The sequence below is a fragment of the Paraburkholderia sp. genome (assembly GCF_049581445.1).
GTDB lineage: Bacteria > Pseudomonadota > Gammaproteobacteria > Burkholderiales > Burkholderiaceae > Paraburkholderia.
This window is the reverse complement of sequence record NZ_JBAURZ010000088.1, coordinates 72,771-95,463: the sequence shown is the minus strand read 5'-3', so window position 1 is coordinate 95,463 and position 22,693 is coordinate 72,771. Positions and strand designations below refer to the sequence as shown.

Genomic DNA, 22,693 nt, shown 5'->3' with positions numbered 1-22,693 from the left:
TCCGCGAGTTGCGCGACGTGCCCCAGCCCAAGCGCGCAAGCCGCCGAGCCGAGGCGGAAAGCCGCATCGCTGGCCTGCAGGGCCTCGCTCGGATCGGCCTTCTCAGGATGACCCGCCGCGCGGGCGTGCTCCGCCAACGCGGCAATCGATGCATCCGCCGTCTGTAGAAAATCTTCGTAGGCGTGGGCGTTCACGGTAAGGACGCCGAGTTCGCGCGTGCGAGCCACCAGCAAGTCGGTGGCCCCGGACTGCGTCTTTGCGGCGCCGGCTTCCCATAGCGCCTCGGAATCCTGCGTGCCAGCCACGTGCCAGTCGACCGTCAGACCATAGTCGTGCAGCAATTCAACGTGATCGGCATCTTCCGCGGCTGCGCCATACAACGCGTACTCACGCCACAGCAACGCCAGCGTGGCCCGCACCAGCGAACGCGACGCCAGCGGAATGCCGCGAGCGTGGTCCGCGAAGGCCAGATTGCAACGCGCATGGAAACGCCGTGCGTCTGCGTCGCCAGCCAGGTGACCGCTCACACGCAGCGCACGGGCGCACGCCGATGCAAGCCGCCAGAAGTCGTAGGGATCTGGACCGGCAAGTTCGGCGAGACACGCGTCAAGTTCATCGAGCGCGGCGCGCATCGCGGCACTCGCTGCCGCACTTGCGGCGCCATCGCTCGAATGCGCCCTCAAAACCGGCAGCAACGCACGCTCGTAGCGCGCACGCAAATGGGCGAGACGCTGCGCCGGTTGCGCACTGAAGGTCACCGGCGGCACGGGCCGCGCCGCCAGCGCGAGATCTTCGAAGGTGACGCTAAAACCCGGCGTGCGTTGCGAAATCAGTGCGTTAAGCGCGTGGTAATGCGCGAAGAGGGCGGGCGAGCACGACAGCTCGCGCAGATTGTGACGTGCGATGGCCGCACGGAAATCGTGCAGGGCGGCGCCGAACAGCTCACGAGCGTTGGCTTCATCAGCAGGCTCGACCGAGGTGAGTGGCGAGACCAGCACCAAGGCGTCTGCGAACCGCTGCGCGCTTGGCCAACCCGCTTCACGCAATGCCCGCACCGCGCGCAGCAGCGGCGCGGCCAGGTCACCACGCTGCTCGAACGCCAGTTGCGCTTCAGCGAGCGCAAGTTCAGCCGGACGGACTGCGCCGCCACGGGCATTGGGCAAGGCGTCCAGATAGTCAGCGGGGGCGGAACGCACGTTTTGAGAGGTCATGGGCTAGCGGCATGGGTACGAACAGGCTGCTGACAGGCCGACGCACGGCCATGCGCGCCGTGCAGCGCGCACGACGCCGGATGGTCAGATCTGGACCATCTCGAAGTCTTCCTTGCGCGCGCCGCATTCGGGGCAAGTCCAGTTAATGGGAACATCCTCCCAACGGGTGCCCGGCGCGATACCTTCGTCTGGCAAACCGGCTTCTTCATCGTAGATCCAGCCGCAGATCAGGCACATCCAGCTTCTATATTCCATTCTTCTGTCGCGTCAAAAAGAGCGTTCAAACGAGAGCCATGATGGTACCGTGTTGCCGCCCTAATGCCTAGCAGTCGAAAGTCGCGATCGTAGCGCGTTGCCGGCGCGCTGTCCGTCAATCTGGACAAGGCCCGACGGGATAATGTCCGATCTGTGCGAGAAGTCGCTCCTGGATGCGAAAAAACGCCCCCGCAGCGCTTTAGGCCGCATAATTGAGCCGACTACGCGCCCAGTGCGCGCTTACATCCGCTCATTTCCTCCCAACCATCTTCATGCCCAGCGACACTCCTCCGATCGTACTCACCTTCGGCCTCTCCGACCCAACGGGCGGCTCAGGCTTGCAAGCAGACCTGATGACGCTTGCCAGCATGGGTTGTCATGGCGTCAGCGTACTCACGGGCTACACCGTGCGCGACTCGGCAAGCTGCGACGAAGTGACCGGACTCGACCCCGAAATCGTCGCTACTCAGGCGCGCATGCTGCTTGAAGACATGCCGATCGCCGCCTTCAAGGTAGGCGCGGCGACCCGTGCGGAAGTGGTGAGCGCAATTGCCGAAGTCGTGGCGGACTACGACGACATTCCGTTAATCCTCGCGCCGGACTTCACTCTCGACGACGAGCATGTGCTTGCCGCGGACGAACTGCGCGAGGCCATCGCCGATTTGCTGGCACCGCAGACCACGTTGCTGGTGGCCGATCACGCGACGCTGCTCGCGCTTGCCCAACCGGACGGCGACGCCGAGGCGCCGAGCCTCGACGCGGCGATTTCGCATTTGCTCTCGCAAGGTTGTGAATACATCCTGTCCACGGAAACCGGCTCACACCGGCTCGTCAATACGCTCTTTAGCGAGGACGGCCAACTGCGTCAGGATATGTGGGACCGCGGCCCGCACCGCATTATGGGCTTGACCGATACGCTCGGCGCCGCAATTGCCGCGCTACTGGCTAACGGGCAGGACCCCGCCGAAGCGGTGCGAGAAGCGCAGGAATATGTGTACCAGGCCATGCGCAACGCGTTTCGCCCCGGCATGGGTGTCTATATGCCCGATCGGTTTTTCTGGGCGCGCAGCAGCGACGAGGAAACGCCGCTCGCGACCGGTAAAGATGCTCCGCCGGGCGAGGCCCGGCATTGAGCAGCGGCGCTTCCGGGCCAGCCCGCGGAGCGCCACCCCTGCCAACGCATTCCCGACGAATTTCTTTCATTTTACTATCAACGTTTTGCACTGCTATGCAACGCGTCAAACGCATCGATCGCGGGTTGAGCTGTAATCGCCCGCTGCGTCCGCCTCTTTCTCATCGTGTGCCCACGTTCGCGGTCCGCTAAAACAACGACCGGCGAGCGCTACCTCGACTCGCAAACGTTTAACTGACGCAATTGCTCGTACTCTGTGTAGAACAGCCTTCGCGGGCCTTCCCATCAGGACTATTCTTCTCACCAATCCAGAAATTTGTCACCGCTGTATTACGAACGTAATTAAACGTTACAACCCGAATTTTTATCCGTTGTATATTTACGGCTTGTAATGTCGCATACGCCGGTTCCATGACTCCATTCACCTTGTCGAAACGGGCGCAAAAACGGCCCATGACACTATCGCTGGGTCATATCGCACGTCTCATCAGAGGCAGCAGTTCACCGGTCCTACAACCGACGCTTGGCTAAGGGGAAATCGTCGAATTGGACAATCCAGCCACCCGCTCCTTCCCGGACGATCACGAGACCCACCGTGGCAACCAGGACGACCGATGCAGCGAGCCCGAACGCCATGAAGGCCTCACCCTGGGACGAGCCCAGCCGTTCCTGCAACGCGTAGACGGTGTGATCTCCGTTGATGATCGCGCGCGCATGTTTTATCAAAAGGCTGTGACGATCTGGCTGACAGGTCTATCCGGCTCAGGCAAATCCACGATCGCCTATGAACTCGAACGTCTTTTGATGTCGCAGGGTCACCCCTGCTACGTCCTCGATGGCGACAATATCCGCCACGGTCTTGGCGGCGACCTCAGCTTCACGCCGGAGGACCGGCACGAAAACATCCGCCGGGTCGCGCACGTCGCTCAACTGATGAACGACGCCGGCCTGATCGTGATTACCGCGCTCATTTCACCCATGCACGAAGATCGAGCCATGGCGCGCGATATCATCGGGCCCGACCGATTCGTCGAAACCTTTCTTTCGGCCTCGGTGGATGAATGCGCGCGGCGCGATCCGAAGGGTCTGTATGCCAAGGCCCGGGCAGGGAAGATCCCGTCCTTTACAGGCGTCTCTGCGCCCTATGAAGCACCCGTCCACCCCGATCTACGCGTGGAAACCGCAAGCGAGAGTAAAGAGGCAAGCGTGGCAGGAATCTTCAATTACTTGAGCAATTCGTTTTTGACGACGCACTAATTGCGGCTTGCACTGCGATCCGGGGGCAAGCGTGTTCGCCACTCCCTCGTTGATTCGCTGAAACAATAAAAAAACCCGCATCTCTGCGGGTTTTTCTTTTGGGAAGCACGCCTTGCGACGCGCTCCCCCATGTGTTTCCAAACAGACCTCTGACGAGGTCCGGTGGAAATTACATGTCCATGCCCATGCCGCCCATGCCGCCGGGCATACCGCCGCCCATCGGAGCATCGTCCTTCGGCAGTTCGCAAACAGCTGCGTCGGTCGTCAGCAGGAGACCTGCCACCGATGCTGCGTTTTGCAGTGCCGTGCGCGTGACCTTGGTCGGGTCCACAACACCTGCGTCGACCAGGTCGACATACTCGCCCGTTGCTGCGTTGTAGCCGTAGTTGCCCGTGCCTGCTGCAACTGCTGCCACCACGACGCTGGCTTCTTCGCCGCCGTTCGTGACGATCTGGCGCAGCGGTTCTTCCATTGCGCGCAGAACGATCTTGATACCAGCGTCCTGATCAGCGTTCAAGCCCTTCAGGCCAGCGATTGCCGTGCGAGCGCGGATCAGTGCAACACCGCCGCCAGCCACAATGCCTTCTTCCACAGCTGCGCGCGTTGCGTGCAGTGCGTCTTCGACACGTGCCTTCTTTTCCTTCATTTCGACTTCGGTCGCAGCGCCAACCTTGATCACTGCAACACCGCCGGCCAGCTTGGCCACGCGTTCTTGCAGCTTTTCACGGTCGTAGTCCGACGTTGCTTCTTCGATTTGCGTGCGAACTTGCTTCACACGTGCTTCGATGGTGGCACCTTCGCCAGCGCCGTCGATGATCGTCGTGTTTTCCTTGCCCACTTCGATACGCTTCGCTTGACCCAGTTCAGCCAGCGTTGCCTTTTCGAGCGTCAGGCCGGTTTCTTCAGCGATAACTTGACCGCCGGTCAGGATCGCGATGTCTTCCAGCATGGCCTTACGACGATCGCCGAAGCCCGGAGCCTTGACAGCAACAGTCTTCAGGATGCCGCGGATGTTGTTGACCACCAGCGTTGCCAGTGCTTCGCCTTCGACGTCTTCTGCGATGATCAGCAGCGGACGGCCAGCCTTGGCGACTTGTTCCAGAACCGGGAGGAGGTCACGAATGTTCGACACCTTCTTGTCGTGCAGCAGCACGAACGGGTTTTCGAGCACAGCAACTTGCTTGTCCGGGTTGTTGATGAAGTACGGCGACAGGTAGCCGCGGTCGAACTGCATACCTTCCACGACGTCCAGCTCGTCTTGCAGCGACTTGCCGTCTTCCACCGTGATGACGCCTTCCTTGCCAACCTTGTCCATCGCTTCAGCGATACGGTCGCCGATCGACGAATCGCTGTTCGCCGAGATCGCGCCGACTTGAGCGATTTCCTTGTTGGTCGTGCACGGCTTGCTGATCTTGCGCAGTTCTTCGATTGCAGCCGTAACAGCCTTGTCGATACCGCGCTTCAGGTCCATCGGGTTCATGCCCGATGCAACGTACTTCATGCCTTCGCGAACGATGGATTGCGCGAGGACGGTTGCCGTCGTCGTGCCGTCACCTGCGTTGTCGCTGGTCTTGGAAGCGACTTCCTTGACCATTTGTGCGCCCATGTTCTGGAGCTTGTCTTTCAGCTCGATTTCCTTGGCGACCGACACACCGTCCTTGGTGACCGTCGGGCCGCCGAAGCTGCGCTCGAGTACAACGTTGCGACCCTTGGGGCCCAGCGTGACCTTCACAGCGTTGGCGAGGATGTTCACGCCTTCAACCATCTTGGCACGGGCGGAATCACCGAATACGACGTCTTTAGCTGCCATCTTCTAACTCCTTGAATTCTCTGGAATAACCGGGGAAGTAGCGACCAGCGCTTACTTCTGCACCACGGCCATGATGTCTTCTTCGCGCATGACGAGCAGTTCGTTGCCGTCGACCTTGACGGTCTGACCAGCGTACTTGCCGAACAGGACGCGGTCACCGATCTTCACGTCCAGGGCGATTTGTGCGCCCTTGTCGTCGCGCTTGCCCGGGCCGACTGCCAGAATTTCGCCTTGATCCGGCTTTTCTGCTGCGGCTTCGGGGATCACGATGCCCGACGCGGTCTTGGTTTCTTGATCCAGACGTTTGACGATCACGCGATCATGCAAAGGACGAAGGTTCATACATACTCCTCTCTTGATTAAGACTGACGAACGCTGAGAAAACCCGGCTGGCTGAGCCAACCGGCGATGTTGTTAGCACTCTCGTGCAGCGAGTGCTAATTATATGGACGGGTGGTGACAAATTCAAGAAGGATGGGGGTAGGAATTGTCCGCATGGGTCAAGATTCACTTAACTTTGAACCTTGCACTGCAGCAGCGCCCCGAGTCGAATCAAAATAATATTCTTTAAAAACAACCATCTAAACCCCTTCGCCGCCACGGGGCCACGCTGACCCGCGCGCAGCCGCTCAGTCGCGGAATATGCCCGCGCAGTCAGCGTGATCACCATGCCAGGGAATTCCCTAAGCATGCAGGGGGCAGGCACATTTCGACCTCGAACTCCGGGCGCGAGGACCGAACGGCTGGTCAGCGCGACGGATACGCTATCCGCCGAAAATCGACCCGAGGCAGTCAGACATCGAGATGAACGCGAACGTTCACAAACTGGGTAAAAAGACGCGCCGAAAGACGCCCAGTCCGACATGATCAAGACCGTCAAGATGTTCGGCTTCAGGGTAAGCGACTGGTCATTGCTGACGGACAACATCGGTACTTACGGTACGACATATCGTCAACGTGCCGTGATTGCGCTCTCCGGTCTTGGAGCCAATCTCCCAGCCGACGCGGTCTATCCAACCGCGTTCAACGACAGTAATGGCAAGCCGCTAGATGGAGCCAGCAGGTACGTGTTGCACTTTGCAAAAGGAAACCTTCCGCCCGCGAATGCTTTCTGGTCGATCACGATGTATGACGACAAGGGATTCCAGGTGCCGAATCCGATCAACCGGTTTGCGATTGGCGACCGCGATCACCTTAAATTCAATCTGGATGGGTCGCTGGATATTTATGTCCAGTCAAATTCACCGGGTAACAGCAGCCAATCGAACTGGCTTCCTTCTCCGAGATCCGGCACCTTCGCACTGACCTTGCGCGTTTATTGGCCGCGCCCTGAAATGCTCGCCGGAACCTGGGAGCCTCCTGCGGTACGGCGCGTCAAATAACCGGTAGCCGCGAAGCAGCCGCGTAACGCGCGCGCCAACCCGCCCGCACCCGGGTTGACGCCGTTAGACGCCATCGCATAGCATCCTGGGTAGCGGTGCAGGCCGCTTCCCGGTCCGCGGAAAGGGTTGAACCCACCTGTAGCAGCACGTCAGAAATCTCACCATCCTTTGTGCTGGCGGTATTGCGGACCTTCGGCCATCAAATGCACGAGGATCCGTCATGAAGAAGCTGCCACCCAAGGCCAATCTTGATCATCTGAAGAAGCAGGCGAAGGAGTTGTTGCGTTTCTACCGCAACGGCAATGCAACAGCCATCGCGCGCTTCGCCCAACATCTCCCCGCCGCCGCACGTCGCACAGATAGTGAAGTGACCGCGCTTGAACTTCGTCTGCACGATGCGCAGTCCTGCATTGCTCGCGAGTACGGCTTTTCTTCCTGGCCGGACCTCGCCCTGTACGTCGAGGCAAGCGCCTTCGCCCGTCACGAACATGCAGCCCTGGTACAGCGCTGGCTTAACCTTGCGTATGGCGGCGACGTCACCGGCACCTATGACCCGGCACGACCGCGCGTCGCAGTCCAACTCCTGCAGGACCACGTCGGCCTTCTCGCAACCGACCCTTACGTCGCCTGCGCAGCGGGGAATCTCGATGTCGTGTCGCGGACAATGACGGCCGATCCAGCCTGGATCAACCGCGCAGGCGGAACGTTGAACCTCCCGCCGCTTGTCGCAGTGACACACTCATGCCTGGGACAACTACCGGAGTGTACTGCACGGCTACGCGAATGCGCGCAGCATCTGCTTCAGGCCGGCGCCGATCCAAACCAGCGTATCGCCAACCGGCTTCCACCCGCTTCCCTGGCAATACCCGACGAGACGGCTCCGCTGTCTGCCCTTTACGGCGCGGCTGGAGTGATCCGCGACCCAGCTCTCACGGAGATGCTCCTGAATGCCGGTGCCGATCCCAATGACGGCGAATCGCTGTATCACTCGCTGGAGAACCCGGACTGTACGCGCTTGCTGCTCGGGCATGGCGCGCGCGTTGCCGGTACGAATGCGTTGTGGCGCGCGCTTGACATGTCAGACCCGGTCGCCCTCGAACTGCTGCTGGCTCACGGCGGCGACGCTAACGAGCCGGCCGCAGCAGGAATCACGCAAGCGTGGGGGACGCCGCTGCTGCGCGCAATCGCGCTGCGCAGATCGCCTCGCCATATTGCCGCACTGCTTACAGCCGGTGCTGATCCCAACGCACGCACGCCCGACGGCCTCAGCGTCTGGCGGCTGGCAACGCAGATTGGTCTGCCTGAAGTCGTGGACCTTTTGCGCGCGTACGGCGTGCAGGAGAATCTCACTGAGGGAGATGAGTTCGTGGCGGCCTGTACTCGCTCTGATGCAATCGAGGCACGCCGCATTCAGGCGCGACGTCCAGACCTGCCACGCTCGCTGCCGGAGGGCCAGCTTAGGCTACTGCCCGATGCCGCAGCATGGGGATCCGGCGATGCAGTCAAGCTCATGGTCGAACTTGACTGGCCCATCGCCGCACGCGGCGGAGACTGGGAGGCCACGGCGCTAAACCACGCCGTCTTTCGTGGCGACGCGCTGCTGACGGCTTTCCTGCTCTCTCACGGAGCGAGCTGGCGTGAGAAGCAAGGCTTCGGAGACGATGTCCTCGGTACGCTGTCCTGGGCCTCCGTCAACGAGCCAACAGGGGCAGACAATCGCGACTGGACCGGTTGTGCCCGCGCACTCACGGCTCACGGACTTCCCAAAGTGGAGCGGGATCCGTCAAACCCGGAACGGCTGCTCATCGAAGGCCGGCCCAGACGATTTTCCGAGGCGGTGACGGAGGTCTTGCTGGAAGGTGGAACCGCAAACCTGGAACCGGGCTGACCTGTGTCATTGCTCAGTCGCGCCCGCCGCCGTCTCCGGTGGCGGACGTCGTTTGATGAGATATCCTATCCATTCGTCTGAGTGGAGAAAATCCGTCGCTCCATTTGTCCGGCGGTGCCCGGGTAACTTCGACACATGAATGAACCGGACCAAGCTGCGCCCAACAACTGGTTCAGCGCAATGTACCCATGCCTATGCGGGCAAATTACCCGGTGAGTAAGGTGGCTGTGGGCCCTCGGTGTCGAACAGGTCCTCGGGTTCGCCGTTCATACGCTGGCGAACGGAGTCATTAACGAACAGCATCCCCGCCGGGAAGGTTCGCGGGGAAACGCCGGCCGCCAGCCAAATAGGGCTTCCCGCCCATGCTCGATGTCGCGGGGCCAGAGGTTCGGACTTAACTTCAACGGGAGGATGGAGCTTGAACGCTAATCCCACATCGGAATGTTGCAGCCTATCAATCATCCAGAGCAAGGGACCATCGGACAGGCCGTGTTCGGGGTAGCCTCCGCCGATGTCGCAATGCCCTCCCGGAAAAACCGCCTGCGTCACCTTGGCGTTGGCGTCCCATAACGTTGGTTCGAATGGCTTGCGTTGCTCGTCAAGCGATACCGCGTGCACGCCCAGGTTGATGTTGGGACTCAAGGCCGTATCGCAGAAGCGGAATAGATCAATCGCCGCGCCAGCGTGGTAAATCGGGATGCCCAACGACCCCACCGTATCCCAGACCGCAACTGCGGCGACTTTCGCCGGGACAAAGGAACTGGCATCCAGATCCTTCGCGTTGGAGAAGGCGCTGTGGATCTCCAGCAACTCGATCAGGCCGTCCGCTATCTTTTGAAACGTCGTATCGTGGCCGTGTCGCCAGCGGTACCAGGCCGCTACCGCGGTGTCGTAACGCGTGTCGTCGTCAACGGCAGCGAAGTCTGGTCGCAATAGACCCTCTCCCGCGATCAGGCCCGCAAGCGCGCGCGCGGTATATGCGCCCCGGCTAAAGCCGACGATCACGATGCTGTCACCTGGCACGAAGTTACGCGGGATGTAGGTATAGCCGCGAGCAATGCGGGCTACAACGCCTACGCCAAATGCACCACCGGCCACCTTGTCCACCAGCTGTTGTGAATTGCCTACCCCGTGGATGTACTTTGCGACCTGGGTCGGTGTGCCACTCGCGTTCTGAAGCGACTTCTCCATCTCCACGCCGCCCCAACCGCTTCCGGCTGGCTGAGCGTCGCCGTCAAGCCACGCGAAGAACTTGCAGACGTTGGTCAGTTGAGGTTCGCAGCCTGCCGTGCTGTCAGGCGTGTTGCCGTCGCTCGCTGCCGGTTGCTCGTCCGGCCCGTTCCATGTGCCATCGGCACAAAAGACAATAGTCTTCGACATCGAATCCTCCTTTGGTCAGTAGAGGCATTCCCCGCTCTTACGCGACGCCAGCAATATGGCGAAAGCATGAAGATTGGCAGGTCCGACCACCCATCGGAGTATTCCGGGTTACCTTGTCGTCCCTGCGTGCGGGTTTGCGTCCAACGCTTTAATTTCCCTTTTCTCCCGTTCGATGCGCAAGCCGCGGTTGAATCACCGGACAAATCATTTCGTTTGCGCCGGCTTCTGGTCAAGGCTAAACACGCGGGTAATCATTGAGTCGATCATGCGAAAGAACCCGTCCGCGCCATAACCAGCCAGGAACGCTATTCCCGACGCCGAAAGCGTCAACACGCCGGCGCCGGAACTTATTTGCGCAGCCACAGTGGTTGGTGTGATAAACAATCCGACCGCAAGCCCCGCGATGGCTCCAAGGATGATTCGGATGATGGCAAGCGTCTCGTCGCGGGGTGACAAAATAGTCACGGTTACCCGATTGCTTATATCGCGCAAGAACGAAGCAATTGTTCCGACCAGCCCGAACAAAACCGGTAATACATAACTTGCGTACGCTGATAGGACCAAGGTTATGGACTGAACGTCCTCTTGTTTTGCGATGGAGTCGCCAGCCTTGTTTAATTGCATCGTTGGTGACGTGGGAAACGGAATCGTCAACCAGTCAGAGGGCCATTTGTTAGCGAACGTCGCGACATCGTTGATCGACTTTTCGTAACGCGCCTGATTGTACGACCACTGGTTACAAAGGAGCCTGATCTGATTGCTCTGTTCATCGATCTTCGCTTTGCAACGGGTCGGCACACTATCGTGCCTTTGCTGATCCAAGGCGATTGCCGAATTTTCCTTGTCGACTAAGGCGTATATCTCACTGGTAATATCGGTTGCGCTTTTTTGGTCCTTCTCGAAGCGGGAAGTTAATTGAACGCCGTACACGACCAGCCACAAAAGAATCGCGGAAAATACGGTGATCGCAGCCCCAACGCGAGCCACGTTTCTGTGAAAACGTCGGAAGCGCTTCGCACTAGGAATAAGTCCCGGGTAGGCTTGCTTCGCGACGATGGCTCGAGTCCCTTTTTCGACAATGACAGTCGCTTGCTGCTCAACCGATTGGTCAGGTTCTGACTGAACTGCTTCCTCCAGGAACATGTAGGTGTATGCGATCGTGAGTCCGTTGGCCGGATACGCGATTGAATTTAACTTGTCCTTCACACAGAGCAGCAACGCAGAATTATCCGCCCTCTCCGCAAGACATTGATTCGTCTCCGGTGGATAGCGCATTGCACAGATTCGCCTGATTACCTCAATAGGCGGCAGTGTAGATGCGTCGTTACCGCCGCGGTCCGCATTGTCTCCACGAGTGGGACTATCTGCCCGGACTGGATACTTGATGTCGCCGATATCCCATATATGGACATCCGGTCGCCCAGAAATGAAATCCATAAGCAAGAGGGCTTCATTAAGGTCTCGCTGAAGGATCAACTGTTCGGCAGGGGACCCTGCCGGTTTAGACGCAGTGGGATTCGGATCGGGTGACGGCGGAGATTCGGGCGATTGTTCAGCCGCTGGTTTTTCCCCTGTCGCAGACGGAGCCGCATTTGCACCGGCGCCCCGCGAAACAGGATCTGGCGTGGCAGCCGGATCGGGCAATGGAGGTTGCCCAAGGTCGAGAGTGGGAGAACTCATGGCATTCACCTTTAGCGGTTCTCACGTGTCGAGCGAGTCGGGTATTAAAGCCGCTCCGCGCTTGTACGCGTCTTCGAAACGATCCAGACCATTTGAGCCGCCGTTCACCAGTTGTCTTGCCGTTGCCATGTTCCCGACGAGCAAGGCGTTTTTGATCGCAAGCTCCTTGTCCGCGAGAAACAGTGCCAGCAGATTCGCAGCGATCGCCGGGTCGCCAGCCAGGTCCGGATTCTTAATCAGATCGACAGGCGGCGTGAGCTTGGGTCCGTACTTGGCGTAGTTCAACCGCCCAGTGAGCTGGATGAATCCCCTGCCCTTGAACTGCGCACCGTCCGGTGCGCCCTGGTTACCCAGATCTTTGCGATTGTCGTAAAGGTCGAACGGACGGCCTGAGGGCGACGTGTTGAACCGGGATTGTCCTTCGCTGATTGGCTCGAAGCACTCCACTTCAGCGCGCACGGTTGAAAGCGCCATCAGGACCATGGACTTGTCATCAACCTTATTCGTCACCAGTGCCGAAAGCATCGACGGCAAATTGGTTTTGATATTACCAATTGGCGTGATCGGAAACATCTGGCTAACGATCTCGACGGATACCGCAGGAATCGCCGACGGCAACTCATTCGAATCGACAATGCCTAGAGCAGACAACGTACGCGGTCCTGCCACCCCGTCAGGCAGCAACCCCTCGCTCTTCTGAAAGGCGATTACCGCTGCAACGGTTCCCTGCCCGTACATGCCGTCGATCGCGCCTGGACTGAAGCCATGTTTCGTAAGCGCTTGTTGCAATGTCTCAATGTCTCCGCCGTTATCGCCTTGCTGAAGCATGCCGTTTTGCATGGCTGTTCCTCGTTCTCACGGTCGTCTTGCGTTGACTGTCAAATCGTCGGATTCGGTTAAGCAGACAATAGGTGATAGTTCCGGCGTCATCAGAACAAGCGGACTCTTTATGTGCGTTGCCGCACATTGGCGGGACGAATGTTGTTTCGACGGGTTGGGCGTTAACAATCGCCCGCAGTAGGAAGCTCGGCGGCAGGTGGCCTCAATCATGCGCCCGCACGCAAAACTGAGAGCGCAACTATGTAGAAATCTAACAATATGGAACTTGAATACTGCGAAGACTACGGTACTTTTTTGTTTCCTGGCCGACCGGCTTCATATGCGAACTCGCCTCATCTGCGTCTACCACACGAATTGCTACGGATGCGGCACGTCAGGTTTCAGATTTTCAGGCCTCATCTCGTCCTATCGATAATCCCGCTTTACGAGAAAAGGAGAGTTCAGACGAGGCCGGAAGATCTTCGCTCGTCGCCGCAAGCTTCGTTTGCAGGTCGCACTTTTACAAAACCAGTTCCCAGCCCATTCGATTACCGTCCAGTAATCGTTTCGATAATTCAACCAATGAAGGCTGGAACAATGGTCGACGGGAAGTCCGGGCCTGACATCCGGAGCACCCTTACGAGTCTTCTTGTGGTCACCTGAAGTCTCAGATTTTGCTCCTCTCTATAGACGAAGCGAAAAAGGGCATTTATGCATTTGCTTAGCCACACGCTATCGACGTGTCCATGTTTGGAGGCGAAGGTCCAGGCATCTGAATGTCGAGCGTGAGCGTACGTGTTCGGAATAGATTTTCATGAGTCCTCCGATGCATTTTGGACCAGGAGCGTAGTCGTTGCGTGCATTGCAGAACAAAAGCGTCATGGACGCATAAAGCCACGACAACAGCCTATCCCGCCTTCGCTCTTCACTTCCGAGGAGTAGAACATCACCATGCAAACAAGGTCAGAAACCGACGCCACGATTGAGATTGGCGTCCCCGCGAGCGAACCGGTCTCCAGCACGGCGATCATGCGAACGCGGATACCCTGCGCCCTTGTCGACGGATCGGGAGTGATAGGGGAAGCGAATGCTTCCTTCGAGGCGCTTTTTCCGGAAGCAACTGGCATATCCATCGCGGATTGTCTTCAATGTGGCACTGCAGTCACCTCATTGATAGACGGATCCCAAAACACGCTCCATTTGTTTTATCAGCGCGAAAATGGCGAGCGCGTTCCGGCGATAATCCAGTCGGTCCCTCTCGAACGCCAGGATGCCCTCCGTACGCTGATCGTTGTGACGGACGGCGCGCTGTTCCGCAAATCCGAAAGCAAACGCTTCGAATCGACGCCGTGTCCGATCTTACGCATCACCGTCGATGGCCGCATCACCTATGCAAACTCCGACGCGCGATCTACGTTCTCCTTCAAACAGCAGGATCTGATTGGCCGCCCGCTCGCCTCGCTGTTCGACGCACAGTTTGAATCGCGGGTTGCCGAAGATGTCGTCCGGTGCACTCATTTGCAAATCGCGCGCACGCTTGACGTGACAACCTCCGACGACAGGGTTCGAAGTGGCCGCCCCGTGCGCCTGGTTCTGACCCCCGACCTCGGGCCAGACGGCCAGCCACTTGGCGCGCTCGTGGTCATTCAGGCCGCGACGCAAACCATCCGCGATCGGATTCGAATGCTCGCGCTGCAGCCTGGGCCGAGTTTCTCCCCGGTGCCGGACATAAAGAAGACCGCCTCGACAGTCCCCTTCTGGCAGCAGCAATTCAATCGCGTCGTCGAGTGCGTTCGCCAACTGGTTGATTTCGATCACGTGAATTTCGGTGTCTATGCGAACAGCAACACGTTGTTTCGAGCCGTTGCGCTCTTCCCGGAAGATAGCCCCGAATGGCCCGCACGTTGGTTGGACTTGCCCGAAGATGTTGTGCCTCAATGGATCGCATCCGGCGAGACGTGGATTCGTGACGTAGAGGCGTTCGTGGCGAGAGACCCGAACCTGCTGAGAAGCGAAGTCGTGCGATGCTACCGGGAGTACGGAATCAGATCGTCGATCACGCTACTCGCATGCCGGGGCGACAAGGCTACTTCGGCACTAACGCTTTGTTCGAAGGAGCCAGGAAAATACGGCAAAGCCGATCTCGATATTTTGCGAGAACTCGATCTCGAACCAATCCTCCTCCAATACGAGGAGAACATTTCGGCTGACCGGCAGCGGTTCTGTTCCAGTATCAAACAGATTCTCGATGCGCCTGGACCACTGCGCGACGCCACCACGGATACGGTCGACGAAATCGCGCGTCACTTCGAATGGGATTACGCAGCGCTCTTTCGCGTCAATCGCCACAAGCAACGCTTCGAACTCTTTCACCAAAAGGCATCGCATCAAGACTTTCTGATGCCGAAAAATTATCTTCAACCGATAAGCGACGGCATGCTCGCTTCGAGCCTCAAGGACGATTGCGCTCGCATCGTCGACGAGATCGGCGAAGTTGGTGTCGAGCAGTTCGGCTATGTGGGCGTCGACCGCGCTGCGCCAGGGAGTAGAACACTCAAATCGGCCATGACGATTCCAATCCATCTCAATGGCCGGCCGCGATGGATTTTCAATGTCGAGTGCGAGACATCGCACGCTTTTCGCGGCCCCGATGAGGCCACGCTCAGGGAAGTAATCAAAAGTATCGAAGAAGGCTTGAAGAACCGCATGCTGAGCGAGACAAAGGCGTGCCTTCTGAAGGAAACCGACCGTGGCGTCGTCGTCGTTGGAACTGAAGGTCTGATCATGGAGTTGAACGAGACCGCCGCTACACTGCTCAACTGGGACGAAAAACAGAGCCCGCAGGACAGCCTGCGCCTGAGCGACTTTGCCGCGAACGATCATTCGCGCGATGTGCTCGAAGGTGTTATCAATACCTCCAGGCGCCGCATCGAATTGCGGGGAGCCAATGACCGTAACACGGTGGTGCTGGCCACGCGCGTGGAACTCGACTCGAGCTTCGACACCGCCCTTTGGTTTCTGACTGACGTGGAAGGTGTCAAGTGGAACCAGAATCTGCGCTTTCTTCACGAGACAGTCTCGGATGTCGCGCAACAAACGCGCGCTCCGCTCACACTGGCGTCCCTGATCGTGAGGGAATTGCCTGCGATGTTCCGCGCAAACGCCCGAAGCAATGCCCCCGCGACAAGATTTGAAAGGCTGCATTCGATCAGCGAAGAGTTGCTCGCGGAGATTGGCAAAGCCGATCTGACGTTCGAGCGCCTGGCAGACGCGCTTGCGATTCGCAAGACGCCGATCCGCTTTACCGAAACGGTCAATCTGACCCACTGCGTCGCCGATGTGCTCGAATGTCTGCCTGTGCGTGACCGCAAAGGCATCGCTGCCCCGCTGCCCGAAGAGAGTTTGCTGGTAACCGGTGATCCCGGACGGCTGACCTTCGTGGTGAGGTCGCTGCTGTCTTATCTTGTTCGCATGCGACGGGACGACTCGGTCACCGTCACGGTCACGCTGCGCTGCACCGATCAAAACGTCCTGCTCGATCTAAAGCTGCCCCGCCTGCCCGCGGTCGCGGCATCGTTGGGATCGGACGCGACCGACGCGCTGACGCTCGCGGCGCGGGAAGCGCGCGAAGCGGCGAGCCTCGCACTTCATTCGATCAGGAAGATCGTCAGAGCGCACCGTGGAACGCTCAGACGCGAGTCCGACGCAGTCACCAATTGCGATGGATCGCCTCGGTGGAGAGAGTTTACCTTGGTCTTCCCGCGCGCCTGAGGAGCTTGCCATGAAAACACCTGTAGAGCGGCCCATTCTCATTCTTTGCGGCGACGAAGAGACGTACCCCATCATTCGGAAATCACTCAACTCGTTGAAATCGGCAAAGCGCCGGTATCCTGAACTGAGCTATTTTCTCAATCGGCACGATGAGATGCGCATCGGAAATGTCGAAGCAGCAAAGAAAGCGCTAAATCCGAAGGCGGCCGATCTGGTCATTCCGGTTGTCGTCATCCTTGATGCGCTGGTGCTACATTCGGATACGCCGGAAGCGAGTGAAACCGATGCCGCCGTGAGCTTCATGAAGTGGCTAGACACATGGCACCCGAATATTCCTGTGCTAGTGGTCGCTGTGCATTCGACCGAGGAGATCGAGCGGCGCGTCCTGGCACGCCGCAACGCATCACTCTGGCGGCTTAACATCACGGCCGATCAGAACATACTCGCGGAAGCTCTCGCTGGCATCGCACCGTCGAATCGGAAGGGCCCGCCGATAACGGACACGCGACGCATCACGATTAACGTGGGACGAGAATCGGCAAGCTACAGAGTGAGCAATGGGCGCTATGAATTTCTGTCCTCCAGCGCGATTCCGTATGAACGGCGCACCGCGCTGGACAAACTCATGGCGAACATCGAGACCTTCTCGCCCTGGCGCAATTCAGGTCCGCGTATGCTCGAGGACCGTTGGTACGGTGACGCGATTACGCACGGCCAGAAGCTATTCGATGTCCTGATCAAGAACACGGTCGGATCGCATCTCATCGAAATGTTGAAGCAACCGGCCGCCACCCAACTGAAAGAGCCGCCGAAACTCGACCTCCGATTCGAAATTGACATGGGCGTCTCCGACTACGAGAAGCTCTTCAAGTTGCCCTTCGAGTTCGTCAATCATGAAGACTTCGACGGCGTCCTCTGTTCGCGCATTCCGATGGCACGACGCATACGGATGGAGAAACGTCAACTCGACGACGATATCGTTACCGCTACCAGTACCGCAGGTGGACCCCTGCGCGTCCTGTTCATCGACGCGAACGTAAGCGGCAACGTTCGTCTGCAAAAGTACAAAAGTCCGGTGATGACCAAGAGTTACTCGTTCGCGACGCTGCGCACCGGGCAGGAAGAACTGGCCATTCTGCAAAAACAGGTTGACACACTCGGGCCTGACCGAATGGCCCCGGTCGATGTCATCGGGCAGGCTGAGCAGGGGTTAGTGGGCGACAACTTGCGCGAGGCGGTCCGCCTCACATTGACAAAGAGCCGATACGACATCGTTCATTTCTGTGGGCACTCGATCACACTCGACGACGGCTTGACATACCTGATTTTCCCGGGGCCGCCAGACCAGCCACTCGCAATTCCAATCAGCGAGATTGCGGACTGGCTGCGAGCCGGTCATTGCAGGATGCTCGTACTGTCTTCGTGTGAAGGCGCCTCTGCGTTGACCGCAATCGAGACGATGCGCCGTGGCGTGGAATGCATGCTTGGCTTTCGATGGATGGTCGAAGAAAAGCTCTGCGTCGAATACTTCAAGCGCTTTTACGAATCCTACTTGACCATGGGTCAACCGTTCTGCGAATCGTACCGATCCGCTTGCAGTCAGCTTCAAGCGGCGAAGGACGGCTCCCCCGCATGGGCGTCGGCGCTCGCCGTTCTTCGTGACTGACCTTGCCTGGTTCGATTGATCATCCTTTGGAGATCCGCCATGTTTTCGTTCGTCGCCAATCTTTTCGACACCGGTGCTGCAGGGCAGGCAAACGGTGTCTTTTCAATTCCAAACCGGCGCAATTTCGATGCGTCGTTCATCGCAGAGGCCGACAGCAGTGACCCACGCGCCGACAGACTCAGAGGAAACCCGTTCCGGCCGGAACAAAGCTATTTCAGCATTCGCGTCGTCGAAATGCGCATGGCTCAAGCGGGCAACTACATCTCGACGTTCCTTCCCATGTGCAGTTGCTTTGTGCGCTATCCGTATGGGGCGTCGGTGCGCGAGGTGCCCTTCATCATCGGTTACGACCTGATTCGAAATCTGCTAGGGCCGAACGCGGCGAAGCAAGGCGCATCTCACGTCGCGTTCAAAGATATCTATGTCGTGCGGGATGTCCCGGTCAAAGCTGGCGGTGTAACCATGTATGCAGCGCTTTGCCAGATCAAAGATAGTTCGTTCGCGCGCGGCATGCTCGACCTGATCGGCGACACCGTCGCGGCGATTGGAGGGCCAGCAGTCGCACTAGCAGCGACGACCGGCATCAACATGACTAAGCGCCTGGGCGCTCTGCTTGGCGCGGACGGCGTGGAAACGCGCTTCGGCCTTTACAACGGCGACGTCCTCGGCAATAGCGGCTATCGTGTACTTGCGGGCGCGGGACCGCAGACAGCAGGCGTCCAGATGAAAAAGGGCGAACTCTGCAGGGTCGACGACCAGGGCAAAGAGGTCACAGTGGACGATGTTGACTATCTCGTGATCGCGCTGGAGTACCGAGAGACGCTTCTTGATCAGCAGTTTGGGGCGCTGGCGCATTTGCCCTTTCATGCTAAATGGACTGAACTGACCAGGAAGCTTATAGTCGGCGATGACGCCGGTGCGGACGACCAGTTCAAACAACTGGCGGCGGAGATCGTCACGTCACCGGATGTGACCGAGGCTGACCGGCTTGGCCTGTTAACGACATACATTTCGCAGATGGAGAGTTGGCGGCACGCGAAGATTGGAGCGAACGTTGTCAGAGCCGGCGAGCAAACGCTGAGCACCGAACTCAGCGACTGCGCGGATCGGCTAGAAGATAACCAGATGGAAACGGCCGCGATGCTGCTTCGATCCGCTTCGAAATATGTAAATGTTCTCGACGAAAGCTGGACCGTTGCCGAAGAGGCGTTGTCAGATGATGCCGTTGTCAAGAAGATGGCTCTAGTGGGCGCCGCGTTTCAGTCGAAGAAGGCCGACCCGAAATCGTTCGCACGCACGTCCGCGCAGCTTCTGAGCGCGGCTTTCAAAAGTTGAGCGGCTCGGCCGGCCTTCGACGGCAGATTCAGTTTGCGCAGATCATAAACCTGGCTGGTGGGTGAAATATCGTGCGCGCCGCCCGCTAATAGTCGGATTGTTGGCGATCCGGGCAGAGATATCGAAAGGCTGACGGTGGCCGACGATTGGGGCGCACTTCACGAAGCTCTACGGGCACTGCAACCGGACTGTCGAGCCGACATTTCCGACACTGAGCTAGATCGAGTTGAGGACTTGATTCGTGCTGTCGCGGTCATCGCCTTTCGGCGATGATTTTCTGGCCTTCACCGTCCTACCCAGCGAATACACTTGCCGTATTGTCGACGTAAAGAGGAAACTCGTATTCAATGCACCAAGCTAACAACTGCGTGTATAACGTTCTCCAGTGTGGCCGTGCCCATGCCGGAGCGGAGCTTTGCCATGCCAGTTCGGTGAGGATGTAGACGGACGCAACGCCCATTGGCATTTCAAGCACCACTTTTCCAAGCGGGCAGGAGCACACCAATTCCTCTTTCCACCGAGTTTGGAAGGTGAAGTTCATTTGCTGAGGTGTTCGGACTTGCATTGCTCGATCCAGATTAATACTCTTCGGATTTGAGCTTCATTGCCAGAATATAAATTTCGCTCCGAAGCTTTTCGAAACGTTCATTGTCGATGGCATCGGCCCGTACTGTCGCCCCGCTGCCGCCGCTTCGTGGGAGAACGATGTCGTTGAGACTGCCCATACACGCTTGGCGAGACTGCTCCAGAAGTTATGTCCATCCGTTTCCCTACGCTGGACAATCCGTCGGAGTTTCAGCCGATGCTGGATATCTGGACATCCAGTGCACAACCATGGGTTTGCCTTAGTCAGGCAATTCCTCACTATCCTCAGTCGCCCTAGTTCGCTCGTCGCCTGACAACGTCTCGTGCGACAGGCATGGCGCGATCCATAGGCGAGCTCCGGTTTCGCCGAAAGCGGTCGTTCACCATGTCAGGCTAACCGGTCCACATCTCAGCCCTGTCCTGGATTAACATCGTTACAATCAAATCCTGCGAATCACGAACGGCGCTCAGCTTCGCCGTGCAAAGCTGACTTCAGCGCTTGGCCGACAGCATTCCAGTTCAGTGCTTCGTTACGGTGCCCGCCCGATCCCAGTTGGCGATCGGGCGGGCACGGAAATATCATTGCAGGGTGTGGACGCTGCTTATCACCTCATTATCGTCCTCATCGGACGAGGCTTGGTCAAGGATCGCGCACCGGAAGTCAAATTTGACGCGAAGGATGGCAGATTCGATGCGTGAATCGCCGCGATGGGAGCTCAGGCGAGTATTGATCGCCTCCTCGACGGCGAGAATCGCCTGCTCGACGCTCTCCGGATCATCGCTATCGAACCCGACCTCAACCTCAATGCTCTCAAGCAGATTTAACGCTGTTGCGATGTCCTCTGAAGCAACGAATAGCGTCTCGGCATTTTCTCTCATCGATCTTCCCCGTTGAGTTGTCTAGTGTCTTCAGACAGGTGCGAGTTGCACGGCTATCGTTGCACATCCAAAGCAACCTTGCACGGCGACGGTATTGGGTGTTGGGTTCGAAACAACGGTGGGGTTGCTGTACGTTGTAAAGCGAATAGAATTGAATGTTCCAGCGTGGGGCCATGATCATTGCGATCAAGAAAGAATGCCGCAAGCCTGAAGCTGTCATCGTGCGCTCAGCGACACATGCGCCCTCTCGGTGCCTTCTCCTGGGCCAATACTTCACTGGCGTTTTTGCCTCGGCAGGGCGCATAGCTGCCGCCACCCACTGCGGTCAGACAGCTTGCTCCAAACCTGTCAGTTAGCCAGATTCAGGTTTTGCAAACTGGAGTGCCAATAAGCGGCCGTTGGCGACCTCACCCAATCGGCCAGATCCGGTCGTTCGACATGGATGCCTAGATTGTCGACAATCGGCTAGCCATCCTCTGCCCGCTGGGCCCCTGTGGGTCGTTGAGTGCGGGCACGACGGCGACAAGATTGTCGAACGTGCGGAGAGCCTGATTTTCATCGCCGGCATCTATGTCCAAAGTCCGATGCTGCCAGCGCGTCGCGTGGCGTAGCCTGATCCGTGAAGCTTGCGTTCCCGTGCATGCACCTGCCACCTGAGACATTCGGCATTCCAAAATGGCAAATGCCAAAACAATTGTTGTTGTCGTCGTTGATGACGATGAATCGGTGAGCCGGGCGATCTGCCGTCAGTTGCGCTCCGTTGGAATAACGGCGGCGTCCTTCCCGAGCGGAGACGCTTTCCTGGAGGCCTTGTCGTCGACGCCGGCGCCAATCCGCACGATCAGCAATGGGCGCGGTACTTCGAATCCCGATGGGGCCAGAAGATGCTGAACTCAGCGCGAGGTCGCGGTAAGCTGTACCGTGTCTGGCCAAGGCAAGCTGACATGTGTTCCAACTGTCAGCAGCCCATCACAATGGACACCCGCTGGGATGTCAAGCATCTTGTGAAGCGAACTGACGGCGGGACGGATGCAGCAAGCAACCTTCAGGTACACCATCTCAATTGCCGTAGATATCCGCAATACGCCTGAAAAAGCACTTGCACCACCGGGTGTCGACAGATGCCTTTGCAGAGGCTTGAGCCGTATGCTCCTAAAGGCGCACGTACGGTTCTTAGTGGGCCGTACCTCAGCAATGCGGTACGGCTACCCGACCAGGATCATCGGGGCATCAAGTCCAGAACAGGACCCATGCTCGGCTTCAAGAATTTCGATTGCGCGGCCATCACCCTAACAGGCGTCGAGTTACTGCATCGCATCCGCAAGGCACAGTTTGCCCTCGGCCAGCTGCGCCTCAAAGACCGGACTCCGTCCTCGATCTGGAACGCCGTGCTTACCCCATGAAAGCAGCTTTATGGCCACGCAGCCTTCGGCACAATTTCAACTATTTGCACCAGAGCCGATCCACGAGCCGAAGAAGCGAAGCAATGACGATCACGCGTACTCCCTTGATTGCGCAACAAACGCGAGCAAAGCCGATCCGCGATGGCAGCACTTCAAGCGCAACCATTGATATGTCGATGAAAGCGGCGATTCGTAAAAAGATCCGCCCAGCGTTCGTGTCGACCAGAACGCGGGGCGGAC

Annotated in this window: 16 protein-coding genes and 2 pseudogenes; 9 read left to right on the top strand and 9 right to left on the bottom strand. The window is 58.3% G+C overall.

The genetic code is table 11. The features are described 5' to 3' along the window. Window positions 1-1,211 (bottom strand): hypothetical protein (locus WCA85_RS08050; RefSeq protein WP_424062696.1); only part of this gene is annotated, 1,211 nt, incomplete at its 3' end. Window positions 1,212-1,295: 84 nt separating this feature from the next. After that, complete coding sequence (locus WCA85_RS08045; RefSeq protein ID WP_008342674.1) at window positions 1,296-1,466, bottom strand: rubredoxin; 171 nt, start codon at window positions 1,464-1,466, stop codon at window positions 1,296-1,298. Window positions 1,467-1,738: 272 nt separating this feature from the next. Here WCA85_RS08045 and WCA85_RS08040 point away from each other — a divergent pair, with 272 nt between their 5' ends. Beyond that, on the top strand, window positions 1,739-2,599 hold the full coding sequence (locus WCA85_RS08040) for a hydroxymethylpyrimidine/phosphomethylpyrimidine kinase (RefSeq protein ID WP_424062694.1): 861 nt from the start codon (window positions 1,739-1,741) through the stop codon (window positions 2,597-2,599). Window positions 2,600-3,246: 647 nt separating this feature from the next. Further along, window positions 3,247-3,855: an adenylyl-sulfate kinase gene (gene cysC, locus WCA85_RS08035; RefSeq protein WP_424062699.1), complete on the top strand. Its 609-nt coding sequence runs from the start codon at window positions 3,247-3,249 to the stop codon at window positions 3,853-3,855. Between the two features lie 169 nt (window positions 3,856-4,024). On the opposite strand, the gene groL is transcribed toward cysC, so the two are convergent. Continuing rightward, on the bottom strand, window positions 4,025-5,665 hold the full coding sequence (gene groL / locus WCA85_RS08030) for a chaperonin GroEL (RefSeq protein ID WP_424062692.1): 1,641 nt from the start codon (window positions 5,663-5,665) through the stop codon (window positions 4,025-4,027). A gap of 51 nt (window positions 5,666-5,716) precedes the next feature. Further along, window positions 5,717-6,007, bottom strand: a complete 291-nt coding sequence (gene groES, locus WCA85_RS08025) for a co-chaperone GroES (RefSeq protein WP_122152238.1) — start codon at window positions 6,005-6,007, stop codon at window positions 5,717-5,719. Window positions 6,008-6,528: 521 nt separating this feature from the next. Between groES and WCA85_RS08020 the strand changes: the two genes are divergently transcribed. Continuing rightward, window positions 6,529-7,047 (top strand): DUF1214 domain-containing protein, encoded by a 519-nt coding sequence (locus WCA85_RS08020; RefSeq protein ID WP_424062690.1) that lies wholly within the window; start codon window positions 6,529-6,531, stop codon window positions 7,045-7,047. Window positions 7,048-7,267: 220 nt separating this feature from the next. Further along, window positions 7,268-8,935, top strand: coding sequence for a hypothetical protein (locus WCA85_RS08015; RefSeq protein ID WP_424062688.1), 1,668 nt, complete (start codon window positions 7,268-7,270; stop codon window positions 8,933-8,935). A 192-nt stretch (window positions 8,936-9,127) separates the two neighbouring features. Here WCA85_RS08015 and WCA85_RS08010 read toward each other — a convergent pair whose 3' ends face one another. From WCA85_RS08010 to WCA85_RS07995, 4 genes are all read right to left on the bottom strand, one after another. Then, window positions 9,128-10,315, bottom strand: a complete 1,188-nt coding sequence (locus WCA85_RS08010; RefSeq protein ID WP_424062686.1) for a DUF2235 domain-containing protein — start codon at window positions 10,313-10,315, stop codon at window positions 9,128-9,130. A gap of 204 nt (window positions 10,316-10,519) precedes the next feature. Beyond that, entirely contained in the window at window positions 10,520-11,995 is a 1,476-nt protein-coding gene (locus WCA85_RS08005) for a hypothetical protein (protein ID WP_424062684.1), read from the bottom strand. A 21-nt stretch (window positions 11,996-12,016) separates the two neighbouring features. Continuing rightward, complete coding sequence (locus tag WCA85_RS08000; protein ID WP_424062682.1) at window positions 12,017-12,835, bottom strand: peptidoglycan-binding protein; 819 nt, start codon at window positions 12,833-12,835, stop codon at window positions 12,017-12,019. Window positions 12,836-13,692: 857 nt separating this feature from the next. Then, window positions 13,693-13,947 carry a hypothetical protein gene (locus WCA85_RS07995; RefSeq protein ID WP_424062703.1) on the bottom strand — a complete coding sequence of 85 codons (255 nt, stop codon included), beginning with the start codon at window positions 13,945-13,947 and terminating at the stop codon, window positions 13,693-13,695. Here WCA85_RS07995 and WCA85_RS07990 point away from each other — a divergent pair. From WCA85_RS07990 to WCA85_RS07975, 4 genes and pseudogenes are all read left to right on the top strand, one after another. Further along, window positions 13,844-14,419: pseudogene (locus tag WCA85_RS07990) on the top strand (PAS domain-containing protein); the annotation flags it as partial. The gene WCA85_RS07995 and the pseudogene WCA85_RS07990 sit on opposite strands and share 104 nt — an antisense overlap. A 213-nt stretch (window positions 14,420-14,632) precedes the next feature. Beyond that, window positions 14,633-16,585 carry a hypothetical protein gene (locus WCA85_RS07985; protein ID WP_424062701.1) on the top strand — a complete coding sequence of 651 codons (1,953 nt, stop codon included), beginning with the start codon at window positions 14,633-14,635 and terminating at the stop codon, window positions 16,583-16,585. Window positions 16,586-16,595: 10 nt separating this feature from the next. Then, window positions 16,596-18,251, top strand: coding sequence for a CHAT domain-containing protein (locus WCA85_RS07980; protein WP_424062681.1), 1,656 nt, complete (start codon window positions 16,596-16,598; stop codon window positions 18,249-18,251). Between the two features lie 39 nt (window positions 18,252-18,290). After that, window positions 18,291-19,586 carry a hypothetical protein gene (locus WCA85_RS07975; protein ID WP_424062679.1) on the top strand — a complete coding sequence of 432 codons (1,296 nt, stop codon included), beginning with the start codon at window positions 18,291-18,293 and terminating at the stop codon, window positions 19,584-19,586. Window positions 19,587-20,750: 1,164 nt separating this feature from the next. Here the strand turns inward: WCA85_RS07975 and WCA85_RS07970 are convergent. After that, window positions 20,751-21,050 (bottom strand): hypothetical protein, encoded by a 300-nt coding sequence (locus tag WCA85_RS07970; RefSeq protein ID WP_424062678.1) that lies wholly within the window; start codon window positions 21,048-21,050, stop codon window positions 20,751-20,753. A gap of 1,175 nt (window positions 21,051-22,225) precedes the next feature. Between WCA85_RS07970 and WCA85_RS07965 the strand changes: the two are divergent. Continuing rightward, window positions 22,226-22,453, top strand: a pseudogene (locus WCA85_RS07965) (IS6 family transposase); the annotation flags it as partial. Between the last annotated feature and the right edge of the window lie 240 nt (window positions 22,454-22,693).